Annotated in this window: 19 protein-coding genes; 12 read left to right on the plus strand and 7 right to left on the minus strand. The window is 38.7% G+C overall.

The features are described from left to right. Nucleotides 1–32: 32 nt before the first annotated feature. The 3 genes from ACP8HH_RS04155 to ACP8HH_RS04165 all read left to right on the plus strand — a co-directional run bounded on the left by ACP8HH_RS04155 (nucleotide 33) and on the right by ACP8HH_RS04165 (nucleotide 3,084). On the plus strand, nucleotides 33–932 hold the full coding sequence (locus ACP8HH_RS04155) for a fumarylacetoacetate hydrolase family protein (RefSeq protein ID WP_438316241.1): 900 nt from the start codon (nucleotides 33–35) through the stop codon (nucleotides 930–932). A 73-nt stretch (nucleotides 933–1,005) separates the two neighbouring features. Then, nucleotides 1,006–1,380 carry a YisL family protein gene (locus ACP8HH_RS04160; RefSeq protein ID WP_438316244.1) on the plus strand — a complete coding sequence of 125 codons (375 nt, stop codon included), beginning with the start codon at nucleotides 1,006–1,008 and terminating at the stop codon, nucleotides 1,378–1,380. Nucleotides 1,381–1,638: 258 nt separating this feature from the next. Beyond that, a complete protein-coding gene (locus ACP8HH_RS04165) occupies nucleotides 1,639–3,084 on the plus strand; it encodes an alpha-amylase family glycosyl hydrolase (protein ID WP_438316247.1) in 1,446 nt (481 codons plus the stop codon). 50 nt (nucleotides 3,085–3,134) lie between these two features. Here ACP8HH_RS04165 and ACP8HH_RS04170 read toward each other — a convergent pair whose 3' ends face one another. After that, nucleotides 3,135–4,769, minus strand: a complete 1,635-nt coding sequence (locus ACP8HH_RS04170; RefSeq protein WP_438319031.1) for a glutathione ABC transporter substrate-binding protein — start codon at nucleotides 4,767–4,769, stop codon at nucleotides 3,135–3,137. Nucleotides 4,770–4,996: 227 nt separating this feature from the next. Between ACP8HH_RS04170 and ACP8HH_RS04175 the strand changes: the two genes are divergently transcribed. Then, complete coding sequence (locus ACP8HH_RS04175) at nucleotides 4,997–5,410, plus strand: pyridoxamine 5'-phosphate oxidase family protein (RefSeq protein WP_438316250.1); 414 nt, start codon at nucleotides 4,997–4,999, stop codon at nucleotides 5,408–5,410. Nucleotides 5,411–5,484: 74 nt separating this feature from the next. On the opposite strand, the gene ACP8HH_RS04180 is transcribed toward ACP8HH_RS04175, so the two are convergent. From ACP8HH_RS04180 to ACP8HH_RS04190, 3 genes are all read right to left on the minus strand, one after another. Beyond that, nucleotides 5,485–7,137 (minus strand): glutathione ABC transporter substrate-binding protein, encoded by a 1,653-nt coding sequence (locus ACP8HH_RS04180; protein ID WP_438316252.1) that lies wholly within the window; start codon nucleotides 7,135–7,137, stop codon nucleotides 5,485–5,487. Between the two features lie 277 nt (nucleotides 7,138–7,414). Beyond that, complete coding sequence (locus ACP8HH_RS04185) at nucleotides 7,415–9,067, minus strand: glutathione ABC transporter substrate-binding protein (RefSeq protein ID WP_438316254.1); 1,653 nt, start codon at nucleotides 9,065–9,067, stop codon at nucleotides 7,415–7,417. Nucleotides 9,068–9,199: 132 nt separating this feature from the next. Continuing rightward, nucleotides 9,200–10,837, minus strand: a complete 1,638-nt coding sequence (locus ACP8HH_RS04190) for a glutathione ABC transporter substrate-binding protein (protein ID WP_438316256.1) — start codon at nucleotides 10,835–10,837, stop codon at nucleotides 9,200–9,202. A gap of 364 nt (nucleotides 10,838–11,201) precedes the next feature. On the opposite strand from ACP8HH_RS04190, the gene nikC reads away from it, so the two are divergent. The 6 genes from nikC (at nucleotide 11,202) to ACP8HH_RS04220 (ending at nucleotide 16,007) form a co-directional block, all read left to right on the plus strand. Continuing rightward, nucleotides 11,202–12,095, plus strand: a complete 894-nt coding sequence (gene nikC, locus ACP8HH_RS04195; RefSeq protein WP_438316258.1) for a nickel transporter permease — start codon at nucleotides 11,202–11,204, stop codon at nucleotides 12,093–12,095. Nucleotides 12,096–12,110: 15 nt separating this feature from the next. Then, nucleotides 12,111–13,052 (plus strand): ABC transporter permease, encoded by a 942-nt coding sequence (locus ACP8HH_RS04200; protein WP_438316260.1) that lies wholly within the window; start codon nucleotides 12,111–12,113, stop codon nucleotides 13,050–13,052. Between the two features lie 29 nt (nucleotides 13,053–13,081). Continuing rightward, entirely contained in the window at nucleotides 13,082–14,107 is a 1,026-nt protein-coding gene (locus ACP8HH_RS04205) for an ABC transporter ATP-binding protein (RefSeq protein WP_438316263.1), read from the plus strand. After that, complete coding sequence (locus ACP8HH_RS04210; protein ID WP_438316265.1) at nucleotides 14,079–15,116, plus strand: ABC transporter ATP-binding protein; 1,038 nt, start codon at nucleotides 14,079–14,081, stop codon at nucleotides 15,114–15,116. The genes ACP8HH_RS04205 and ACP8HH_RS04210 overlap by 29 nt, the downstream gene beginning before the upstream one ends. Before the next feature lie 380 nt (nucleotides 15,117–15,496). Then, nucleotides 15,497–15,649 (plus strand): hypothetical protein, encoded by a 153-nt coding sequence (locus tag ACP8HH_RS04215; RefSeq protein ID WP_438316268.1) that lies wholly within the window; start codon nucleotides 15,497–15,499, stop codon nucleotides 15,647–15,649. A 139-nt stretch (nucleotides 15,650–15,788) separates the two neighbouring features. Next, nucleotides 15,789–16,007 (plus strand): transposase, encoded by a 219-nt coding sequence (locus tag ACP8HH_RS04220; RefSeq protein WP_438316271.1) that lies wholly within the window; start codon nucleotides 15,789–15,791, stop codon nucleotides 16,005–16,007. Nucleotides 16,008–16,491: 484 nt separating this feature from the next. On the opposite strand, the gene ACP8HH_RS04225 is transcribed toward ACP8HH_RS04220, so the two are convergent. Genes ACP8HH_RS04225 through ACP8HH_RS04235 form a run of 3 tightly spaced genes read right to left on the minus strand, consistent with a single transcriptional unit; the run spans nucleotide 16,492 to nucleotide 19,543 of the window. Further along, nucleotides 16,492–17,817, minus strand: a complete 1,326-nt coding sequence (locus ACP8HH_RS04225) for a CoA-disulfide reductase (protein ID WP_438316274.1) — start codon at nucleotides 17,815–17,817, stop codon at nucleotides 16,492–16,494. A 21-nt stretch (nucleotides 17,818–17,838) separates the two neighbouring features. After that, on the minus strand, nucleotides 17,839–18,693 hold the full coding sequence (locus ACP8HH_RS04230) for a DegV family protein (protein ID WP_438316277.1): 855 nt from the start codon (nucleotides 18,691–18,693) through the stop codon (nucleotides 17,839–17,841). Between the two features lie 37 nt (nucleotides 18,694–18,730). Further along, nucleotides 18,731–19,543, minus strand: coding sequence for a Cof-type HAD-IIB family hydrolase (locus ACP8HH_RS04235; protein WP_438316280.1), 813 nt, complete (start codon nucleotides 19,541–19,543; stop codon nucleotides 18,731–18,733). Nucleotides 19,544–19,672: 129 nt separating this feature from the next. Here ACP8HH_RS04235 and ACP8HH_RS04240 point away from each other — a divergent pair, with 129 nt between their 5' ends. Both ACP8HH_RS04240 and ACP8HH_RS04245 read left to right on the plus strand, forming a co-directional pair. Then, nucleotides 19,673–20,452 carry a prolyl oligopeptidase family serine peptidase gene (locus tag ACP8HH_RS04240; protein ID WP_438316283.1) on the plus strand — a complete coding sequence of 260 codons (780 nt, stop codon included), beginning with the start codon at nucleotides 19,673–19,675 and terminating at the stop codon, nucleotides 20,450–20,452. Nucleotides 20,453–20,502: 50 nt separating this feature from the next. After that, nucleotides 20,503–20,811: a metal-sulfur cluster assembly factor gene (locus ACP8HH_RS04245; protein ID WP_438316286.1), complete on the plus strand. Its 309-nt coding sequence runs from the start codon at nucleotides 20,503–20,505 to the stop codon at nucleotides 20,809–20,811. The last annotated feature ends 142 nt before the right edge of the window (nucleotides 20,812–20,953 follow it).

Here is a 20,953-nt window from a genome sequence, read left to right on the forward strand (position 1 = left end):
TAGGTACTTAACTTGAGGGGATGGGTTTACAAATGAAATTGTTATCGTTCCATTATGATGGTAAAGCACTTTTCGGTTCGAAGGTTAAGCGTGAAGAGGCAGTATGGAACGTATTATTAATAGCCGAAGAGTTTGGCGATAGTACCTTTCCAAAGTCTATTATTGAAGGGATTTCAGCAGATTTCGACTTTGTTGAACGAATAAGAAGACTTTTAGAGCAAGCCGAAAAGGATAAAGACCCGAACCGTTTCAAACTTCGTTTTACAGATATAGAATGGCTTTCACCGATTCCGAGAACACCGAAAAATATTCTTTGTGTAGGCAAAAACTATGCGGATCATGCAGCAGAAATGGGCGGCGGAGCACCTCCTGAAAAGTTGATGATTTTCACAAAATCACCAACATCAATTGCTGCGGATGAGCAAGAACTTCCAATTCACGATTGTATTACGTCTGAACTCGATTACGAAGCTGAACTAGCTGTAGTTATAAGTAGAGAAGGGCGCAATATTCCTAAACAACTTGCTTACGACTACATTTTTGGCTATACAATCGCGAATGATGTAACAGCCCGTGACATTCAGGCCGCTCATGGTCAGTTCTTCCTTGGAAAAAGCTTAGACGGTTCCTGCCCAATGGGTCCATATATCGTTACAAAAGACGAAATACCAAATCCACAAAATTTATCACTTGTAACGAAAGTGAATGAGCAAGTGCGCCAAAATGGAAATACCAAAAATATGATTTTCAAAATTGATGAATTGATCTCGGAAATCTCTCGTTTTGTAACTCTAGAACCTGGTGATGTCATTTTAACGGGTACTCCAGCTGGGGTAGGTAAAGGAATGACTCCACCAGGATTTATTAAAAAAGGCGATACTGTTAAAATATCAATTGAAGGCATTGGAACCCTTTCCAATCGTTTCAACTAAGTATATTTTGCGGCATTAATTTCCATATTGTGATAAGGTTATATTGAAATTATAATTGGACGAGGTGAATTTAATGGATGCTTTAGCAAACGGAACACATCTTCATATTTTTACTTGGGTTGTCGGTATCATTTTATTCTTAGTAGCTGCCGGTATGGCGAAAGGATCTAAAGGTAGAAAAATCACACATATGATTCTCAGACTCTTTTACGTTCTGATTATCGTATCTGGTTTGATCATATTTATGAAACATATGACAGCGGATAGTATGCTTTATGGAATTAAGTTTGTAGCCGGTATTTTAACAATTGGTATGATGGAAATGGTTCTAGTACGTTCGTCAAAAGGAAAACCAACTTCAATGTTTTGGATTCTATTCGCAGTTTTCTTAGTGATTACTATGTTCTTAGGATTCAAACTACCACTCGGAATTAACTTCTTAGCATAACCCGTTTATAATGCGTCTACTAGTGGAATTTCTAGTGGGCGTATTTTTTTGTAGAGATATTGGGGAACGTTGCGAAGTTCCGTAAACCTGTCTTCCCTTGCTGCTCCTCAACGTAAAACACTCCCTTACGCTCATGATTAATTCACAAATACGACCTATTCTTAGTGTTGTGGAAAACTTTCTGTTCGAAAGAATGGCGACTCGCATTTTCGTTTGTTAAAATGATTGGTGATAGCTGTAAATTAGGGAGGCCATTTCGTGAGGATAAATAGATTGTTTGGACTTATTATTACATTTGTATTGCTTTTATCAATTATTGGTCCAATTGGCGTATTTGCCGAGGATGAGCGGACGCTAAAAGATGAAAGTATATATGATTTACTCGTCGACCGCTTTTTTAATGAGGATACAAAAAACGATGAAGATGTTAATACACAGGATCCGTACGCATTTAGCGGAGGAGACTTTGCGGGCATCATCAACCGAATCGATTACATCAATTCAATGGGATTTACTATGATTTCAATAGGACCCATTTTTCAAACAGAAATGTATGACGGCAGCAAGGTGCTTGATTATGAAAAACTGGAACCGCATTTTGGTACTGAAGAGGATCTAGCGAAGATGATTGACGCTGTTCATGAAAAAAAGATTTCAGTTATGGCGGACTTTCCTTTAAATGGAGTGAGTGAGAACCATGTCTGGATCAGAGATGGTTTGTTTTCAGGAACTCCTGTTAGCGAGGGGATAATCGATTGGGATGCTGCAAACCCAGAGTTGCAAGAAGCATTGAAGAGCGCGGTTATTTCCTTTGTAGAAAAAACGAATTTGGATGGTATTCGGTTAACGAAAATTGCTAAGTTTGATACACCGTATATTAATGAAGTAATTGCTGCAATAAAAGATGTGAAACCGGATATGTACGTCATTACAAACGAAGTTACTGAGGCTGATTTTGATGGGTCAATCAATCAAGAAAAAATAGATGCAATCAAACAGGCGTATGTATCACCGGATTCAGATACATCCGGTCTTGCAATATTTGAGAATATGAATGAGAAAGATTTAATTCAGTATGATGATTTAACAGGATCCAGGTTTACGTACGATATGATGCAATTAAGGATGTTCCCACCTACACGTTGGAAACTGGCGGTGGCAGCGCTGTTTACACTCCCAGGCACTCCTGTGATGACTTATGGTACAGAGATTGCAGTTAATGGTGAGAAGGCTCCTGAAAGCCATCCACTATCGAATTTTAATACGGATATGGAGTTATATGAGTACATTGGTGGATTAAATTCATTACGCCATGATTCTGAGGCACTTCGCACTGGTGATTTTGAATTATTACATGATGACCATGGATTTACAGTATACAAGCTTTCAAATGATGAAGAAACGTGGATTGTCGCATTGAACAATAAAACGATAACAGCGAATTTTGAATTTCCAGCCGAACTCGTTGGAGATAAGAAAAAACTTCGTGGTGTACTTGATGGAGATCTTGTTCGAGAGTCCGATGATCATAAGTTTCGAATAGTTCTAGAACGAGAAATTGCAGAAATTTATATAGTGGAAGAAGATAAGGGATTTAACACGCCTTATTTAATCGCTTCGATTTTAGTATATGTTTTGTTTTTAAGTTTCCTTTATGTTGTTTTGAAAAAAGGACGAAAATCCAAAGCGAACGATACTGAATGAAAAATAGAAATGCCCGAATTAGCGAGATGCTACTTCGGGCATTTTTTCTTTTATTTCACAATCTTAACATCTTGTAATAAATACGTATTGGATGAATCCAATTTAAAACCGGTAATACTATTGCTAACACCTGTTAAATATTCAGGGTGATTCAGATAAACCATAGGTGCCTCTTCAATTAATACTTTCTGTGCTTCTTTGTATATCGTTAAACGCTCATCAGGATCTGATGCTTTGCGACCTTTGTTTAAAAGATCATCCACTTCGTCAGTTCCATACCAAACAGCATTGGGTGGCACGCCTTTCACGATTGAATGGAATAAAGAATACAAACCATTATCGGCGTCAGCTAATGAATTGCTCCAACTTAACATGTACATATCGTGTTCGCCAGAGCGAAGCTTGTCTAGATATGCACCAAATTCCATTTGTTCAACAGTTATATCAATGTTAAGTTCTTTTAATACGTCTTGTAAAATAACTGCCATATCGATACGCTGTGGATTATCGTTTGTCCAAATCGTTGCTTTGAAGCCATCAGCATGACCAGCTTCACTCATAAGCTTCTTAGCTTCCTCTACATTGTACTCCAGACCAATCACGTCGGGGTCGTAACCAAATGATTTAGGAGCAAGGGGGCCTTCTGCTGGAATAGCGAATCCTTCATAGACACCGTCAATAATTTCTTGTTTGTTGACCATCATCGTAATGGCTTGTCGAACTTTTACATTATCGAAAGGAGCTCTTTCCGTGTTAAATCCAAGATGAGTAAGAGCAGTTGATGGTGTTTGTAAAACTTTAGCGAAGTCACCGTTGTTTAGTGCTGCAACTTCACTAGGTTGAACAGGGTCCACAATATGAACAAATCCACGTTCTAAATCAGAATTTCGAGTAGCACTTTCAGGAATAACACGAAATGTAACTGTGTCAACATGTGGCTTATCTCCCCAATAATCTTCGTTTCTAATTAGTTTTATTTCGGCTCCGGGCTCCCAGCTTTCAAATTTAAAAAAGCCTGTTCCGACTGGGTTGACTGAAATTACCGAGCCCGAATCCTCGCCATTATCCATTGCTGCATAATCTGCTTCAACAGATTTGGGGCTAATGATCGCTCCTCCACTATGAGAAAGATGTGCAAGAATTGGTGAAAAAGGATACTCTGTAATAATACGAACTGTAAATTCATCTACAACATCAACACTCGTAATCATGCTGAATGTATTGTATTTAGATGAAGCAACCTCGGGATCCAGAATGCGGTCAAGGCTTGCTTTTACGGCATCTGCATTAAAATCCTCACCGTCATGAAATTTTACACCTTGGCGTAATTTAAATTCAAATGTTGTTTCGTCAATTGTTTCCCAACTTTCAGCAAGGCTCGCAACAATATTATTATCGATATCACGTTTAACAAGTGTTTCGAAAATATTGTACTGTGCATTCGTTGATGGAACATCGTTGGAACCGGATGGATCGAGTGTAGATGCATCTGAATGGACCGCGAGAACTAGGTCGCCGCCTCCTTCAGGATTTTCAGTTGTTCCTTCATCATCATCTTTTTCAGTCTCTTTACTAGGTTCTTTACTGGTAGCATCTTTACTATCGGTTCCGCCCGCACAAGCGGCTAGAACCACGGATAATAATAGAATGATGGTAAGAAGCCATTTACTAGTAGTCATTTTCATCAATTTTAACATTCCCCCTATATCTCTTAATCTATTGCCGACTAAAGCAATATGTATTGAGTAGTATATCATGAATAATAATAATGACAATCCATTTTCAGAAATATACTATTATTTTGAGATCTTATGCATTCAAAGCACTTTAGATGTTTAATCTTTTAATGGATGTTTAGTTTACTGTTTGGAGTGGTAAACTACGTCAACATTGAAAAGGGGAGTAGATACTTATGGACGCAAAAGAATCAGCACTACAAATTCTGAAAGAAAGCTTTGTTGGTACAATGGCAACAATTCAGCACAATAAGCCAAATTCGCGATATATGACTTTTTTTAGCGATGAGTTCACACTATACACTGCAACATCGAAAAAAACGGAGAAAGTAGAGGAACTTGAAGCAAATCCTCATACATGCGTATTGATTGGCTATGAAGGGCAGGGAATTGGAGACGAATATCTTGATATAGAAGGAACCGTTAGTATTTCGGATGATCAAGAGTTGAAAAACAAGACATGGAACGAGCAAATGAGACCTTGGTTTAGTGGTCCGGAAGATCCTAATTTAATTATCTTAAAGATAACACCGGATTCAATGCGTTTAATGAATAAGAAAGGGGAGCCGCCAACTGTAATTGAAATTTAAAGTAAGAACGTTTCTACAATTAAAGTCAGAAAAAGGTCATGGAAATTAATCCATGACCTTTTAAAATTACCCTATTATTTTACAAATTTCACTTCTTGTAATTGGTAGATACCAGAAGTATTAATTGAGAATCCAGTGATTTCTTTGCTCACTCCCGTTAAGTACTCTTGGTGGTGAACATAAACCATTGGCGCATCTTCGATTAAATACTCTTGAATCTTGTTATAAAGCTTCAGACGCTCATCCGGGTTGGATTCACGACGGCCTTGCTCAAGAAGTTTGTCAACTTCAGGGTTTTCGTAGAACGAACGGTTACCTGGGTTACCTTTTTGTGATGAGTGGAACAATGCATACATACCATAATCCGCATCACCAGTAGGGTTTGACCATCCAAGGATGAACATATCGTGTTCTCCCTCAGCTGTTTTTTCCAAGTAAGCTCCAAATTCCATTACTTCAATTTCAACTTCAATATTCAACTGCTTCAAGCTGTCTTGAAGGATGATTGCAGTATCCATACGTTGTGGGTTGTCATTCGTCCACAATTTAGTTTTAAAGCCATCTGCTAATCCTGCTTCTGCAAGTAGCTTTTTCGCTTCTTCAACATTGTATTCAGTAGGCTTTGCGTCGTCATTAAATCCGAAAATACCTGGTGCAAGAGGTCCTTTTGCAGGAATTCCGAATCCATCGTAAACACCTTCAATAATTTCTTCTTTATTGACCATCATTGAAATAGCCAAACGTACTTTTGGATCATCAAAAGGTTTTTTCTCTGTGTTGAATCCGATATATGAAAGACTTGAAGATGCCTTTTGATTTACTGAAGCGTGTTCACTGTTGTTAATGCCGTCAACTTCTACAGGTTGAACTGGATCTGCAATATGAACAAAACCACGCTCTAAATCTGCGTTACGTGTTGCGCTTTCAGGAATAACTTTGAATGTTACAGAGTCGACATGAACTTTATCGCCCCAGTACTCATCGTTTTTAACAAGTTTGATTTCCGAACCAGGAGTCCATTTGTCAAATTTGAAATAGCCAGTTCCTACAGGTTCTTCTGTAATGACTGATCCAGCTTTTACTTCACCAGTAATTGCTGCATAGTCCGCTTCGATTGATTTAGGACTTACCATTCCACCGCCGTTATGTGAAAGGTGAGCAAGAAGAGGTGCGAACGGATATTCAGTAGTAATACGTACTGTATGGTCGTCAACAACTGCAACGTCAGTAATCATTTCAAATAAGAAGTATCTTGGTGATGCAACTTCTGGATCGCGAATACGATCGAGGTTTGCTTTTACTGCATCTGCAGTGAATGGTTCGCCGTCATGAAATTTAACATTCTGACGTAATTTGAATTCATATGTTGTATCATCAATAGCTTCCCATGATTCAGCAAGTCCTTCGATGATATTATTATCATCATCGCGGTTTACAAGTGTTTCAAAAATATTTGCTTGTACAACTGATGATGGAACATCGTTTGAACCAGCAGGGTCTAGTGAAGATGCATCAGAAAGTACTGCAATGACTAAATCCCCGCCACCGTCATCTTCAGTTGCGTCTTCTTCTTCATCTACTTCTTCTGTATCTTTGTCTTTTTCCTTATCAGGCTCTTTACTAGTATCTTTGTCTTTACTGTCTGATCCACCTGCGCATGCTGCAAGTATCATAGCCATTGCCAATACAAGAACCAATAACCATTTAAAATTATGCTTTCTAATCATCCAATATTTACCCCCTATAAATAATTTTTTGACTGTTGCATAAATACAACAGTCAAATGAATATAGCATAGAAGTTAGGTTTGGACAATCGGTATTTGAAGAATTGTGTTAACGGTTATTTATTTGAATTTTTAATATACATAAAAACTCAAAAAAACGTATTGTATTCATCCAATACCTTTCATCTATGGTATTAATTACCGTTAAATAGTTGTAAAAAAAGTGCCTGTATAACCCGGATAATCCGACTTACAGGCACTTTTATTTTTGAAGAAACTTATTTAACGAACTTTACATCTTGCAATTTGTAATATCCTGAAGTATCGATCCAATATCCTTCGATTTTATTACTAACACCTGTTAAATAGGCTTGGTGGTGAATATACACAAGGGGTGCTTCTTCAATTAACATTTCTTGTACTTCGTCATAAATTTCAATTCGTTTTGCGTCTTCTATTTCTTGTCTACCCGCATCCAGAAGGGCATCGACTTTAGAATTATCATAAAACGAGTTGTTTCCAGGTGCACCTTTAGATTCTGAGTGAAACAGAGATCTTAAGAAATAATCTGCATCGCCAACGGGGTTAGACAATCCAAGAATAAACATGTCTTGTTCTCCCGCATCGATCTTATCTAAATATGCTCCCCATTCCAGTACTTCGATTTCAACATTAATATTAGCTTGTTTAAGTTCTTCTTGAAGAACAACTGCTGAGTCAATACGTTGCTGGTTGTCATTTGTCCAAATTGTTGTACTAAAGCCATCTTTATAACCAGCTTCTTCAAGCAGTATTAATGCTTCCTCAGGATTGTAAGAGAGGGGTTTCATGTTGGCATTATGTCCGAATACGCCGGGCGCTAAAGGACCTACCGCACCAACACCAAACCCATCATAGATTCCTTCTAAAATATCCGATTGATTGACAAGCATGGAGATGGCTTGTCGAACTCGAACATCATCAAAAGGTTTCTTTTCAACATTAAAGCCGATATACGATAGAGAAGAGGATGTTTTAACATCGACTTCGGCATAATCTGAATCATTGATGCCAGCTACTTCAGTTGGTTGAACAGGTTCAATAATATGTGCGTATCCGGTTTCGAGTTCTGCAATACGAGTACCACTTTCGGGAATTACTTTAAAAGTTACTGTATCGAGATGGGCAGGTTCGCCCCAATAGTCATCGTTTTTCTCAAGGACGATTTCAGTACCAGGATTCCAACTTTTAAACTTAAAATAACTTGTTCCAATTGGGTTTTCACTAATGATTGTTCCGGAAGGTTTACCTTCCTTCATTGCAGCATAATCCTCATCAATGGACTTTGGGCTTAAAATTACGCCAGCAGGATGTGCCAGGTGCGATAATATAGGTGCAAAAGGGTACTCGGTTTTAATATGAACTGTAAAGTCGTCTACGACATCAACGCTCGATATCATTTCGAATATAAAGAAACGTGGGGCAGCGACTTCAGGGTCAAGAATGCGATTCAAGCTTTTCTTTACAGCCTCAGCGTTAAATGCCTCGCCGTCATGAAATGTAACATCTTTCCTTAGCTTAAATTCCCAAGTTGTTTCGTCAATAGGTTCCCAGCTTTCTGCAAGGTTAGGAATAATGACTCCGTTTGGATCTTTTTTAACAAGTGCATCAAAAATATTAGACTGAATGTTTGCGGATGGTACGTCAGAAGAACCTTGTGGATCAAGGACCGCTGCGTCGGAAAGGACTGCAATGACTAAATCTCCTCCGGTCAAAACTTCTTCAGCGTTTTTGTCATCGGTGGTTTCGGTTGTGGTTGTTTCTTTATCTTTTTCTTTATCGGTATCATCCGCGACAGTATCTTTGGTATCTCCACCGGCACAAGCTGCGAGTAGTAAGGTAATTAAAAGTGTTAACAATATAAGTGTGAAACGCTTTTGTTTACTCGACATATAAAAGCCCACCTTTTCAATTTTTTAACTTTTTCTTATTTATTGATTAATCCGTTTATTAATTAGTTATAAAAAAAGTGCCTGTATAACCCGGATAAACCGACTTACAGGCACTTTTATTTTTGAAGAAACTTATTTAACGAACTTTACATCTTGCAACTTGTAATATCCTGAAGTATCGATCCAGTATCCTTCGATATCTCCGCTAACACCTGAAAGATAAGCTTGGTGTTGCATGAAAATCATTGGCGCATCTTCAATTAGAATATCTTGAGCTTTGTCGTAATAGTCTTGACGAGCTGTTTCGTCAATTTCTTTACGTCCTTCTTCAAGTAATTTGTCGAGTTCAGGGTTGTCATAGAATGAACGGTTTCCTGATACCCCTTTATTATTTGAATGGAACAATTGTGTTAAGAAATAATCAGCATCGCCAACAGGGTTTGAAAGTCCAAGAATGAACATATCGTGTTCCCCTTCAGCTGTGTTTGCTAAGTATGCTCCCCATTCAAGAACTTGAATATCAACTTCAATATTTACTTCTGCAAGTGCTTGTTGAAGAATAACAGCAATGTCCATACGTTGTTGGTTATCGTTTGTCCAAATTGTTGTTTTAAAGCCATCTTCGAAACCAGCTTCCTTAAGAAGTTCTTTTGCTTTTTCAGGATCATAGCCGATTGGTTTTGATGAAGGGTTAAATCCGAATACGCCAGGTGCCAAAGGACCTTGTGCAGTTAATCCGAATCCTTCGTATACGCCTTCCAATACTTCGTCTACGTTAACGAGCATTGTAATCGCTTGACGTACACGTACATCGTCAAATGGTTTTTTGTCCATATTGAATCCAAGGTAGTTAAGTGATGAAGATACTTTTTCATCTACTGTAATATTATCAGTGTTTTTCAGGTCAGCAACTTCGTTTGGTTGAACAGGTTCGATGATTTGAGCGTTTCCTGTTTTAAGTTCCGCAACACGAGTACCGCCTTCTGGAATGACTTTAAATGTTACTTTATCGACATGAACTTTTTCGCCCCAATAGTCTTCGTTTTTAACTAAAACGATTTCTGCTCCAGGAACCCAGCTTTCAAATTTAAAGAAACCTGTTCCAATTGGGTGTTCGTTCATTACTGAACTTGGCTCTTTACCATCTTTCATTGCTTCGTATTCTAAATCAATTTGTTTAGGACTCACAATTACACCTGCTGGGTGAGAAAGGTGAGCTAGTAATGGTGCAAATGGATACTCAGTTTTGATTTGAACTGTGAAGTCATCGATTACTGTTACATCAGTAATCATTTCAAAGATGAATGCACGTGGTGCTGCAACATCAGGGTCTTGAATACGAGCGAAGCTCTTCTTTACTGCTTCAGCGTTCAAGTCTTCTCCGTCATGGAACTTAACTCCTTCACGAATTTTGAATTCCCAAGTTAACTCGTCAACTGGTTCCCAACTAACTGCTAGGGACTCAACGATGTTGGAGTCTCTGTCTTTTGTAACGAGTCCTTCAAACATATTCGTTTGGATATTTGCTGAAGGAACATCGGTTGAACGTTGTGGATCTAGTAGTGCTGCATCTGAAAGTGTAGCGATAACTAAGTCTCCACCTTCTGATGCTTCATCGGATGAAGCATCTTCTGTTTTGCTTTCATCTTTAGTTGTATCGTCCTTCTTACCTTCATCTTTTGTATCACTCCCACCCGCACAAGCGGCTAGAAATAGTGACATAATGATTGTAAAAACTAGAAGTAGATTAAATTTGTAATTCTTTCTCAATCTTTTCTCCCCCAATATCTTCTATTATTGGATAAACACCCAATACACATCAAAATATAACATAATCTATCAGTTCTGACAATACAATATTACTATGATATTGAAATAATATATATATTGACCAAATTAATCAATAAGATACATATTATGTAAGACACATTCATTTTATTAATTAATCTATATATATAGCCAATTACCTCTATTTTGAAAGCGTTAATTAGTGTAAAAAACTGGAATTTCATTAGGAATAATACATAATGTGAAAAATCTATTTCCGGAAACTAGTTTTCATGATATGCTACCTGAGAATAGCAATTTGAGAATAGGTCTATTTTGGCCTGCATAAGAGAGGGTGTAAGAGTTTATGTCAGAGAAAGCACTCGAAACAATAAATCGGCCAAAAAGGTCGAGCCCCAGGATCGAGTATTACAAGTCTGTATGGAAGAGACTACGAAAAAACAAAGCAGCAGTTGTCGGGGGAGCACTAATATTGCTGTTTATTGTTGTGTCAATTGTAGGTCCATGGTTGACTACACAAAGCCCAACATCTGTAAATGTATTGAACAAACTCAAGCCACCATCCGGTGATCATTGGTTTGGCACAGATAACTTTGGAAGAGACATTTTCACTAGAATCATTCACGGTATGGCTCTTACATTAAAAGTTGGATTTCTTTCTGTAGCAATGGGAGGTTCTGTCGGAGTTATTCTAGGAATTGTATCCGGTTACTATGGTGGTAAAATTGACACAATCATCATGAGAGTAATGGATGTGCTACTTGCATTTCCAGGAATCTTATTAGCACTTGCAATTGTAAGTGTGCTCGGTGGAAGTTTAACAAACGTTATTATTGCAGTTGGATTATTTTCAGTGCCCGCGTTTGCCCGAATTGTTAGAGGGTCTACGTTATCCGTGCGAAAGCTAGAATACATAGACGCTGTCAAGGCGCTCGGTGCAACCGATTTTAGAATAATATTTAAGCATATTTTACCGAATGTTATGTCGCCAATTATCGTTCAGGCTACATTACGTATTGCAACTGCTGTTCTTACAGCTAGCGGACTTTCATTTTTAGGTCTTGGTGCACAACCACCAGCACCTGAATGGGGAGCAATGCTGAACGATGGACGAACATATATGTCAAATGCACCACATCTTATTCTATTTCCCGGAATAATGATTGTTCTAGTTGTACTTGCATTCAATATTTTTGGTGACGGATTACGAGATGCACTCGATCCGAAGATGAATAAGTAATGGAGGTGAAAACGAATGGCTAAATATATAGTTAGACGACTCTTGCAGACAATTCCAGTACTCATTGGTGTTACAATTCTAGTATTCTCTCTAATGCATCTAATACCAGGGGATGCTGCGCAAATAATGGCAGGAGAGGCCGCTACTGAAGAATCCGTTGAACAAATTCGTGAAAAACTAGGTTTGAATAAACCTTTGCACATACAATATTTCAACTATGTATCGAACGCTCTTCAAGGTGACCTTGGAAACTCGGTAAGAAGCGGAAGACCTGTTCTTGATGAGATAAAGCACCGATTTTGGGTTACTGCGGAGTTAGCGATTTATGCAACAATCCTCGCTGTATTTATTGGGTTAATTGCAGGTATTGTTTCAGCAGTCCGTCATTACACATGGTCTGACGTAACAATTATGATTGTAGCGTTATTCGGTCTTTCAATGCCGAACTTCTGGCTCGGTTTAGTACTCATTCAATGGTTCGCTGTAGGTGGCGATTATTTACCTGACTTCTTAAAAATGAGACCGTCCGGATGGGGCGATAGTTGGCGACAAATTCTTCTTCCAGTTATTTGTCTTGGAACAAGTGGAGCCGCAATTATTGCCAGAATGACACGTGCTTCTATGTTAGAAGTAATCGGTCAGGATTATATTCGAACTGCTAGAGCAAAAGGATTGAGCGAAAGAGTTGTTACATATCGTCATGCACTTAAAAATGCACTCATTCCAGTAATAACAGTTGTCGGTTTGGAGTTTGGAGCGTTTCTTGGCGGTGCCGTAATTACTGAAACAATTTTTGCGATAAATGGTATGGGTCGCTTGACGATTGACGCAATTAGACAAAGAGATTTCCCAATTGTACAAGGAACAGTACTCATTATCTCGTTGCTATTTGTTTTTGTGAATATGCTCGTTGATATTTCGTACCGTATGTTAAATAAAAGAATTGATTTGAATTAATAGAGTTTCAAGAAGAGAGGGATTACAAAATGGAAACTCCTTTGTTAGAAGTGCGTAATCTTCGCACGTCCTTTTTTACAGATGATGGTGAAGTTAAGGCTGTTGACGGCGTAAGTTTTTCTCTTCCTAAAGGGAAAACACTTGGCATTGTTGGAGAGTCTGGTTCAGGTAAAAGTATTACCGCTTTATCGATTCTTCAGCTGTTGGCTGATAACGGTAAAATTGTGGATGGAGAAATTCGATTTAAAGGTGAAAATTTAATTGGTTTTTCAGATAAAAAAATGAGGGATATTCGTGGAAACGCAATTTCTATGATTTTCCAAGAGCCGATGACTTCACTTAACCCAGTGTTTACAGTAGGTCAACAGATTGGAGAATCACTTGTTAAGCACCAAGGAATGTCGAAGCGGGAAGCACTTCTGAAATCAGTAGACTTGTTAAAACTTGTTGGAATTCCATCGCCAGACCGGCGCGTTAAAAACTATCCATATGAACTTTCTGGTGGAATGCGTCAACGTGTCATGATTGCCATGGCTCTTGCATGTGATCCCGAAATCCTGATTGCAGATGAACCGACTACAGCTCTTGACGTGACTATCCAAGCACAGATTCTTGGACTTATAAAAGAATTGCAACATCGTCTGGGAATGTCGGTAGTCTTTATTACGCACGACCTCGGAGTTGTAGCAGAGACCTGCGATTACGTTGCAGTTATGTATGCTGGTCAGGTCGTTGAATACTCGGATGTTTTAAACTTATTTCAAGAACCGAAACACCCATATACTATAGGTTTACTGAATTCATTGCCACGTCATGATATCGATCAGGATAAATTGGAGCCTATTCACGGCAACGTTCCAAACGTTCATGAGATGCCCAAGGGGTGTAGGTTTGCACCTAGATGTCCCGCAGCTACCGATTTATGTCGTGCTGAATTACCGGATTTAATGAAAGATGATAGTGGAAACGATGTCCGCTGTTGGATCTATTCCGACAGATGGGACGGCGAGGCGGAGGTGAGCGTCTATGGTAAGAAAAGAACTGCTAAAAGTTGAAGGATTAAAACAATATTTCCCCATTAAAGGTGGAATGCTCGGGCGTACAATCAATCACGTAAAAGCGGTTGATGACATCAGTTTTGAAGTGTACGAAGGTGAGACTGTTAGTATAGTTGGTGAATCTGGTTGTGGAAAATCAACAACGGGCCGTGCAATTTTACGGTTGGAAGAGCCGACTGAGGGAACAGTTCGATTCAATGATGTTGAATTGACCACATTATCGAAGTCTAAAATGAGAAAACAACGAAAAGATTTACAAATAATATTTCAAGATCCATATGCTTCTATTAATCCACGTCAAACAGTTTCGGATATTCTGAATGAAGCGATGACGATTCAAAATTCCGTGCCTGCTAAAAAACGACGTAAACGCATAATTGAATTGTTGGAAACAGTCGGGCTAAATGAATACCAGGCAGATCGTTATCCACATGAATTTTCTGGTGGGCAACGTCAGCGGATTGGAATTGCCCGTGCACTTGCTGTTGATCCGAAACTTATTATTTGTGATGAGGCTGTATCCGCACTGGATGTTTCAATTCAAGCACAAGTATTGAATTTACTTGAAGAATTGCAAGAAGAATTTAATTTGACGTATTTATTTATCTCCCATGACTTAGGAGTTGTACGTCATATTTCAGATCGGGTAATCGTTATGTATCTTGGGAAGATTGTTGAAATTGGAGATAAACTATCCATTTTCGAAAATCCAAAACACCCATATACGAAAGCTTTACTATCCGCAATACCGGTACCAGATCCAACTCATATTAAAACGCATATCGCATTGAAAGGGGACGTACCTTCACCAATCGATCCACCAGAAGGCTGTCGTTTCCATACGCGATGTCCTTTTGCACAAGATATCTGTTCTAAAGAAGAACCTGTTCTAAAACCGCATGAAGCAATGGAAGAAGGGCATAAAGCAGCCTGTCACTTCGTTAAAGATATCGAAAGTGGTAAATTACAACCAAAAGATTACGGAGTAATTGCTGCACAAATGTAAGAACAAAAAAACTCATCACTGAGCAATCAGTGATGAGTTTTTTTGGGTTGTACAATTTACGACGTTGGTGAAACCTTCAAATAATATATATACTGAACTAAAGAATCCTGTTGCTACTCGCTGATTTCCGTTCCGACCGGACGCGTTCCATCAGCGAAGAATAAAAACCATTCTTCTTAGGGCCGTGCGTCGAGCCTCCTCGTCGCGAAAACCACGCTCCTGTGGGGGCTCGACTGTCACGCTGATCCCATTGGAGTCGCCGGTCTGCACTCCAATCAGCTAAAAGTTGTGGGAAAGATAAGTTCAATATAAATAGAAAACAAGTGAGATTCCCTGTAGAATTAAAGTCGACCAAAACCATCTTTCAGGAGGGAATTCAATTGTCATACTCCAATAATATTAAACTTTTACTTGATATTCAAGACCCAAACAACACTTTTGAAGAAGATTTGATAAAAGAAGGGACTTTTAAGGGAAGGTTTATTAAAATCGGACTCAATCTTCTCGAGTTACTTTACCGATTACGGGTGTAAATACAACCTATTTACTTTTGAAAAAGCAACGTTTCATATATTCGGTTAACGCTTTGCGACAAGCATTGTAGAAGTAATGTTAGCGTATGATCCAGTATTATAGGCGAATTATGAACTTTGTCAGGAACATCTAAAAGCTATGTCTGATAAGGATTTCAAGGCATTAGAGATTTGTTTAACTAGATCTGTTTCACTTTTAATTTCAAGTTATATGAGAACAAGGTTAAAAACGTTAAGAAAACATCTTCCGTTCATAGAGAACAGCTTTATTTACCCTTACAATAAAGGAAGAATTGAAGGGATTAACAATAAAATCAAAGTATTGAATAGTGTCACTTATGGATACAGGAATCTCTAGAATTATAAAAACCGTCCAATAAAAAAGTGAACAAAAACAATTATTCCCTAAAGCAGTATAATCCCACTTTCGAGCAATTTCTATATATTTTCTTTATATTCAATGGACAATCTTAGTTGCTTGGAGTGCAAGGCAGTCTAAAACCACGACGTCCTGTCGTAACGACTGCATGACCCACATCGTGTGGGCCCTCGGCTAAAGATGACTCCAGCGGGATGAAGCGGGACAGGTTAGACCCCGCAGTGGAGCGCTAGCGACCGAGGAGGCTCACCTCCCGCCCCTAAGAAGAATGTTTTTTATTCTTCGCTAGTGGAACGCGTCCGCCTGGAACGGAAAGCAACGGGATACTTGGAAACCTATATAAAAAGGACTGCCCCAAAAACCAGTTTTCGCTGACTTTCTGGACAGTCCCGTAGTAAATAAAAAAATCAATAATAATAATCTGAAATATTTCACCAACGTCATTTATCAATGAGTTTTTTTGTTATTTTGCTTTATACCCAAGCATGTTAATTGGGTCTTTGGGTGAAGAATAGGGCGGTGAATATGCAAGTTCCAAAGCGGATAAATCGTCAACAGTTATATTTCCCATCATTGCAGTCGCAAGAATATCAATTCGTTTGTTAACCCCTTTATCGCCTACACCTTGTGCACCCAGAATCCGGCGCGATTCGCCATCGTAGTGGACACGTAAATGAAGGGTTCCGTGATCTGGATAATAACCAGCATTCGAGCGCCCATCATGAGTTACGGTTTTGAATGCAATTCCTTCTTCCGTTAAGCTTTTAGCAGAATGACCAGTCATCGCGGCTGTTAACGAAAATAGTTTTGTAATGGTTGTACCGAGAAATCCATTGATTTCAATAGGATTGCCAGCGAGATGACGTGAAACGATATAAGCAGCGCGGTGCGCATGCCATGCAAGTTGAACCCGTTTAGGTTTACCGGTAACCCAGTCAGTACATTCTGCAGCATCACCGATTGTGTAAATATCGGGATCGTCGGTTTGCATATAACGATTCACTATGATGCCTTTTGTAGATCCAATAGAGAGACCTGCATCACTTGCAAGTTGCGTTTCTGGAATAATTCCAACACTTGCAGCTATAAAGTCGACTTCAAAGTTCACTCCATTTTTCATAATGAGTTTATTTCCTTCAATACGTTCAATCGCGTCTTCGAAATAAAATTCAACGCCGTTGTCTTCCATTTCTTTGTTAAGGATATCGGTAATTTCCACATCCATGATTTTCATCACACGATCATTGCGTTCGATAAGAGCTGTTTTTAAACCAAGATGTATAAAGTTTTCAGCAAGCTCGATTCCAATAAACCCACCGCCAATAACTGCGCAAGAGGCCGGTTTCTCTTTTTCAATATACTCGAGAACTTTTTCTAAATCGGACAGAGTTTTAAGTGTAAATAAAGGAAGGTCCCCGAGCCCTTTAAATTCAGGAACTCGTGAAAAACCGCCTGGCGATAAAATCAGTTTATCGTAAGACTCAGTAAAGCGTTCTTTCGTTTCCAAATTACTAATTTCGACTGTTTTATGAGTACGATTAATGGATAATACTTCGTGCCGGACAAGTGTATTAATATTTCGTTCTTCTATAAAGTCTTCTGGAGTTGTACCAACTAATTTTGCGCTGTCACTAATGAGTCCGCCGATGACATAAGGCATCCCACATGTTCCGTAGCCAATGTCGGCTTCACGCCCAACTAAAGTGATTTCCGATTCTGGTATTGCACGTCTGATTTGGGATGCGACAGTTGAGCCACCTGCGATTGCACCTACAATAATGATTTTCATAAGTTGCTCCTCTTAAGTATATTACTCGATAAGTTTACTTTGAAAAAAGACAGAAACAGTTCCAGGACCGGCATGTGCACCAATAACGGAACCAATTAAATAAACTTCCACACTTTTTGGATTAAATTGTTCTTCAACCAAAGCTTTGAGTTCAAGTGCAATCGCTTCATCGTCCCCGTGACTAATGGCGATGGTTTGTTCTGATAATTGAGAGCCGCGTTCCGCCATTAACTCTGTAATTCGGCGTAACACCTTTTTACGACCACGATGCTTTTCAATCGGAACGAGTTTTCCGTCTTCAACGTGGAGAAGTGGTTTAATATTGAGTAACCCACCAATAAATGCACTTGTTTTTGATACGCGTCCGCCACGTGCCATATAATCCAAATCTTCTACTGTGAATAAATGCTCCATATGTGCGGCCATAAAACGAATCTTTTTTTCAATCGTTTCAAGATCCTCGTTTTCATTGCGAAGTCGAACAGCTTCTTTAATTAGAAGACCATATCCGAGTGAAGCACATTTCGAATCAATCGTAATAAGATTTAAATTGGGATTGGATTCGAGCACTTGGTTTTTAATCATCACGCTCGTATCGTATGTTCCCGATAATTCAGATGAAAAGGCAATGTAGATTCCTTCATCCCCAGAAGCGGCTAATTCTTGCCATAAATCCAAGAAAAGTTCAGGCGACACCTGGGAAGTCTTAGGGGTTTTACCATTTCGAATTGCTTTATAAACTTCACGTGAATCGATATCGACGATGTCTTTGTATTCTTTGTCGTCAATTAAAACATGCAGTGGAATAAGGGTAACATCGTTCTTCTTAAAAAACTCTTTCGGTAAATCACAAGCACTGTCAGCAAAAATTCTCAAGTAAAAACCCTCCATTATTTATATAGTCTAATTATTCTTATTTTAAGTTTAACCGTTCCTGTAGTAGGATTGCAATCCCATCTTCATTATTTGAAAGTGTTACTTCATTTGCAATTGATTTTAATTCGTCAATCCCATTACCCATCGCAACGCCGACACCCGCGTAATCAATCATTTCAAGGTCATTGTTTTCATCCCCAAAAGCGATAATACGATCTCTGGGAATATCCATATACTTTGCAACATGTGCAAGGCCGACTGCTTTACTAAGTCCGTGACGGAAAACTTCAATAACATGTCCCCAAGGTGATTTCCAAATCCGGTGTCCAACAACTTCAGCATGGACATGGCTAAGATGTTTACAAATTTCGTCAACATTGGCTTCGTCTGCTTGAATTAATAAACTTGTTGGGTTGTCTTGCAGTAAACTTTGGATTTCACCTGTTGTGATTTTAGGTTTTCCGGTATTAAACACATCGATAAGTTTCTCGTCGTGGTAATGCATGTACACATCGTCCATAACCTCAGCTACAATATTGTTCCAAGGATATTCTTTCATTGCTTCCATTACATCCTTTACGACGGATAATTCAAGTGTTTCATGAATGCTTTTCCAGTTATAATCCCCAGGACGATGCACGAATGCACCGTTAAAATTAACAATAGGGGTCTTTAAATCCAACTGATTATAATAAAGTTCGGATGATCTATAAGGTCTTCCAGTTGCAATCATTACATGGTGACCTTGTTCTTTTGCGTCCAATAACGTTTTGGCTGTTTTTGTTGAAATGTTTTTCTTGTCGGTAAGTAAGGTACCATCTAGGTCTACAACGATTAAATGTGGTTTCAAAAAAACTCCCCCTCCATATTAGTAAAGTCTATCGTTAAGGGACACTCTAAGTCAAAATAGTTTTCTTATTAATCTTCCTTTTTGTTTTTTCAGAAAAACTTTGTTACGATTACCTGAAAAGGGAAAGGTGTGATTCCATTGATTTTAAAAGAAGAACTATGGAATGATATTCCTGTATTACATATAGTAGAAGAACAATATGAAACTCAAGAAGTACCTGTCTTGATATTTCTTCATGGCTTTTCCAGTGCCAAAGAACATAATCTTCACTATGCTTATAATCTAGCTAGACAGGGAATTCGGGTAATTTTACCGGACGCACATCTCCATGGGTCACGTGATGAAAATTTAGATGAAGTTCAATTAGGACTTCGTTTTTGGGAAGTTATTTTAACATCTATTGAAGAGGTAGGGTTGTTAAAAGAAGAGCTGTTGAAACGAAAATTGATTGTTTCGAAAAAAATCGCGGTTGGCGGTTCGTCGATGGGAGGAATTACAACACTCGGTTGCTTGACGGCGTATGAGTGGATTTCGGCCGCCCTAGTTATGATGGGTACTCCCGGCTTTGAAAAGTTGGCGAAAGCTCAAATAAGTCATTTTGAGCGTGGCGGATTCGAATTGCCGGTCTCCGTGGCGGAAAAGAAAAAGCTGTTTGAAAACCTTTCTTATTTCGATTTAACAAAACAACCAACGAAGTTGAACCAACGTCCACTCTATTTTTGGCATGGAAAAAACGATACAGTTGTACCTTTTGAACCAACATATCATTTTTATAAAGCAATGAAGAAAGAGTATTATGATGTACCAGAGCGAATTGTTTTTGATGCGGATGAAGTTGCAGGCCACTCAGTTTCGAGAGAAGGATTGTTAAAAGCGACGAACTGGGTGGCAAGTCAGTTGAATGATTGACAGGAAATCTGTTATGATGAAAGAACCAAATGATTGAGAGGGGTATGTACATGAGTCAGGATATGAAAGACAGTATGATGGGTGTAATTGAAAATGTTATCGATCCTGAGCTTGGGATTGATATCGTCAATTTAGGGCTCATTCGTGATGTAGAACTAAACGAAGAAGGAACAGCGATTGTAACAATGACACTAACGTCAATGGGTTGCCCTATGGGACCACAAATCGTTGCGAATATAGAACAAGAACTAATGGAACTTCCGGAAGTGAAAGCGGTAGAAGTTAAGATTGTCTGGAGTCCGCCGTGGTCAAAAGAAAATATGTCTCGCTACGCGAAAATTGCTCTCGGCGTACGTTAATTTAAATATATCCTCTTTATAAGTATAGATCGCATGACATATTCATTGTTATGCGGTCTATTTTTGTTGGAATTATATTGCATGAATTTCACAACGCGAAATGCTTTACATCAAGCGCTAGGCATATTATAATTTAATTAAT

It is taken from the genome of Sporosarcina sp. FA9 (assembly GCF_051550205.1).
Classification (GTDB): domain Bacteria; phylum Bacillota; class Bacilli; order Bacillales_A; family Planococcaceae; genus Sporosarcina.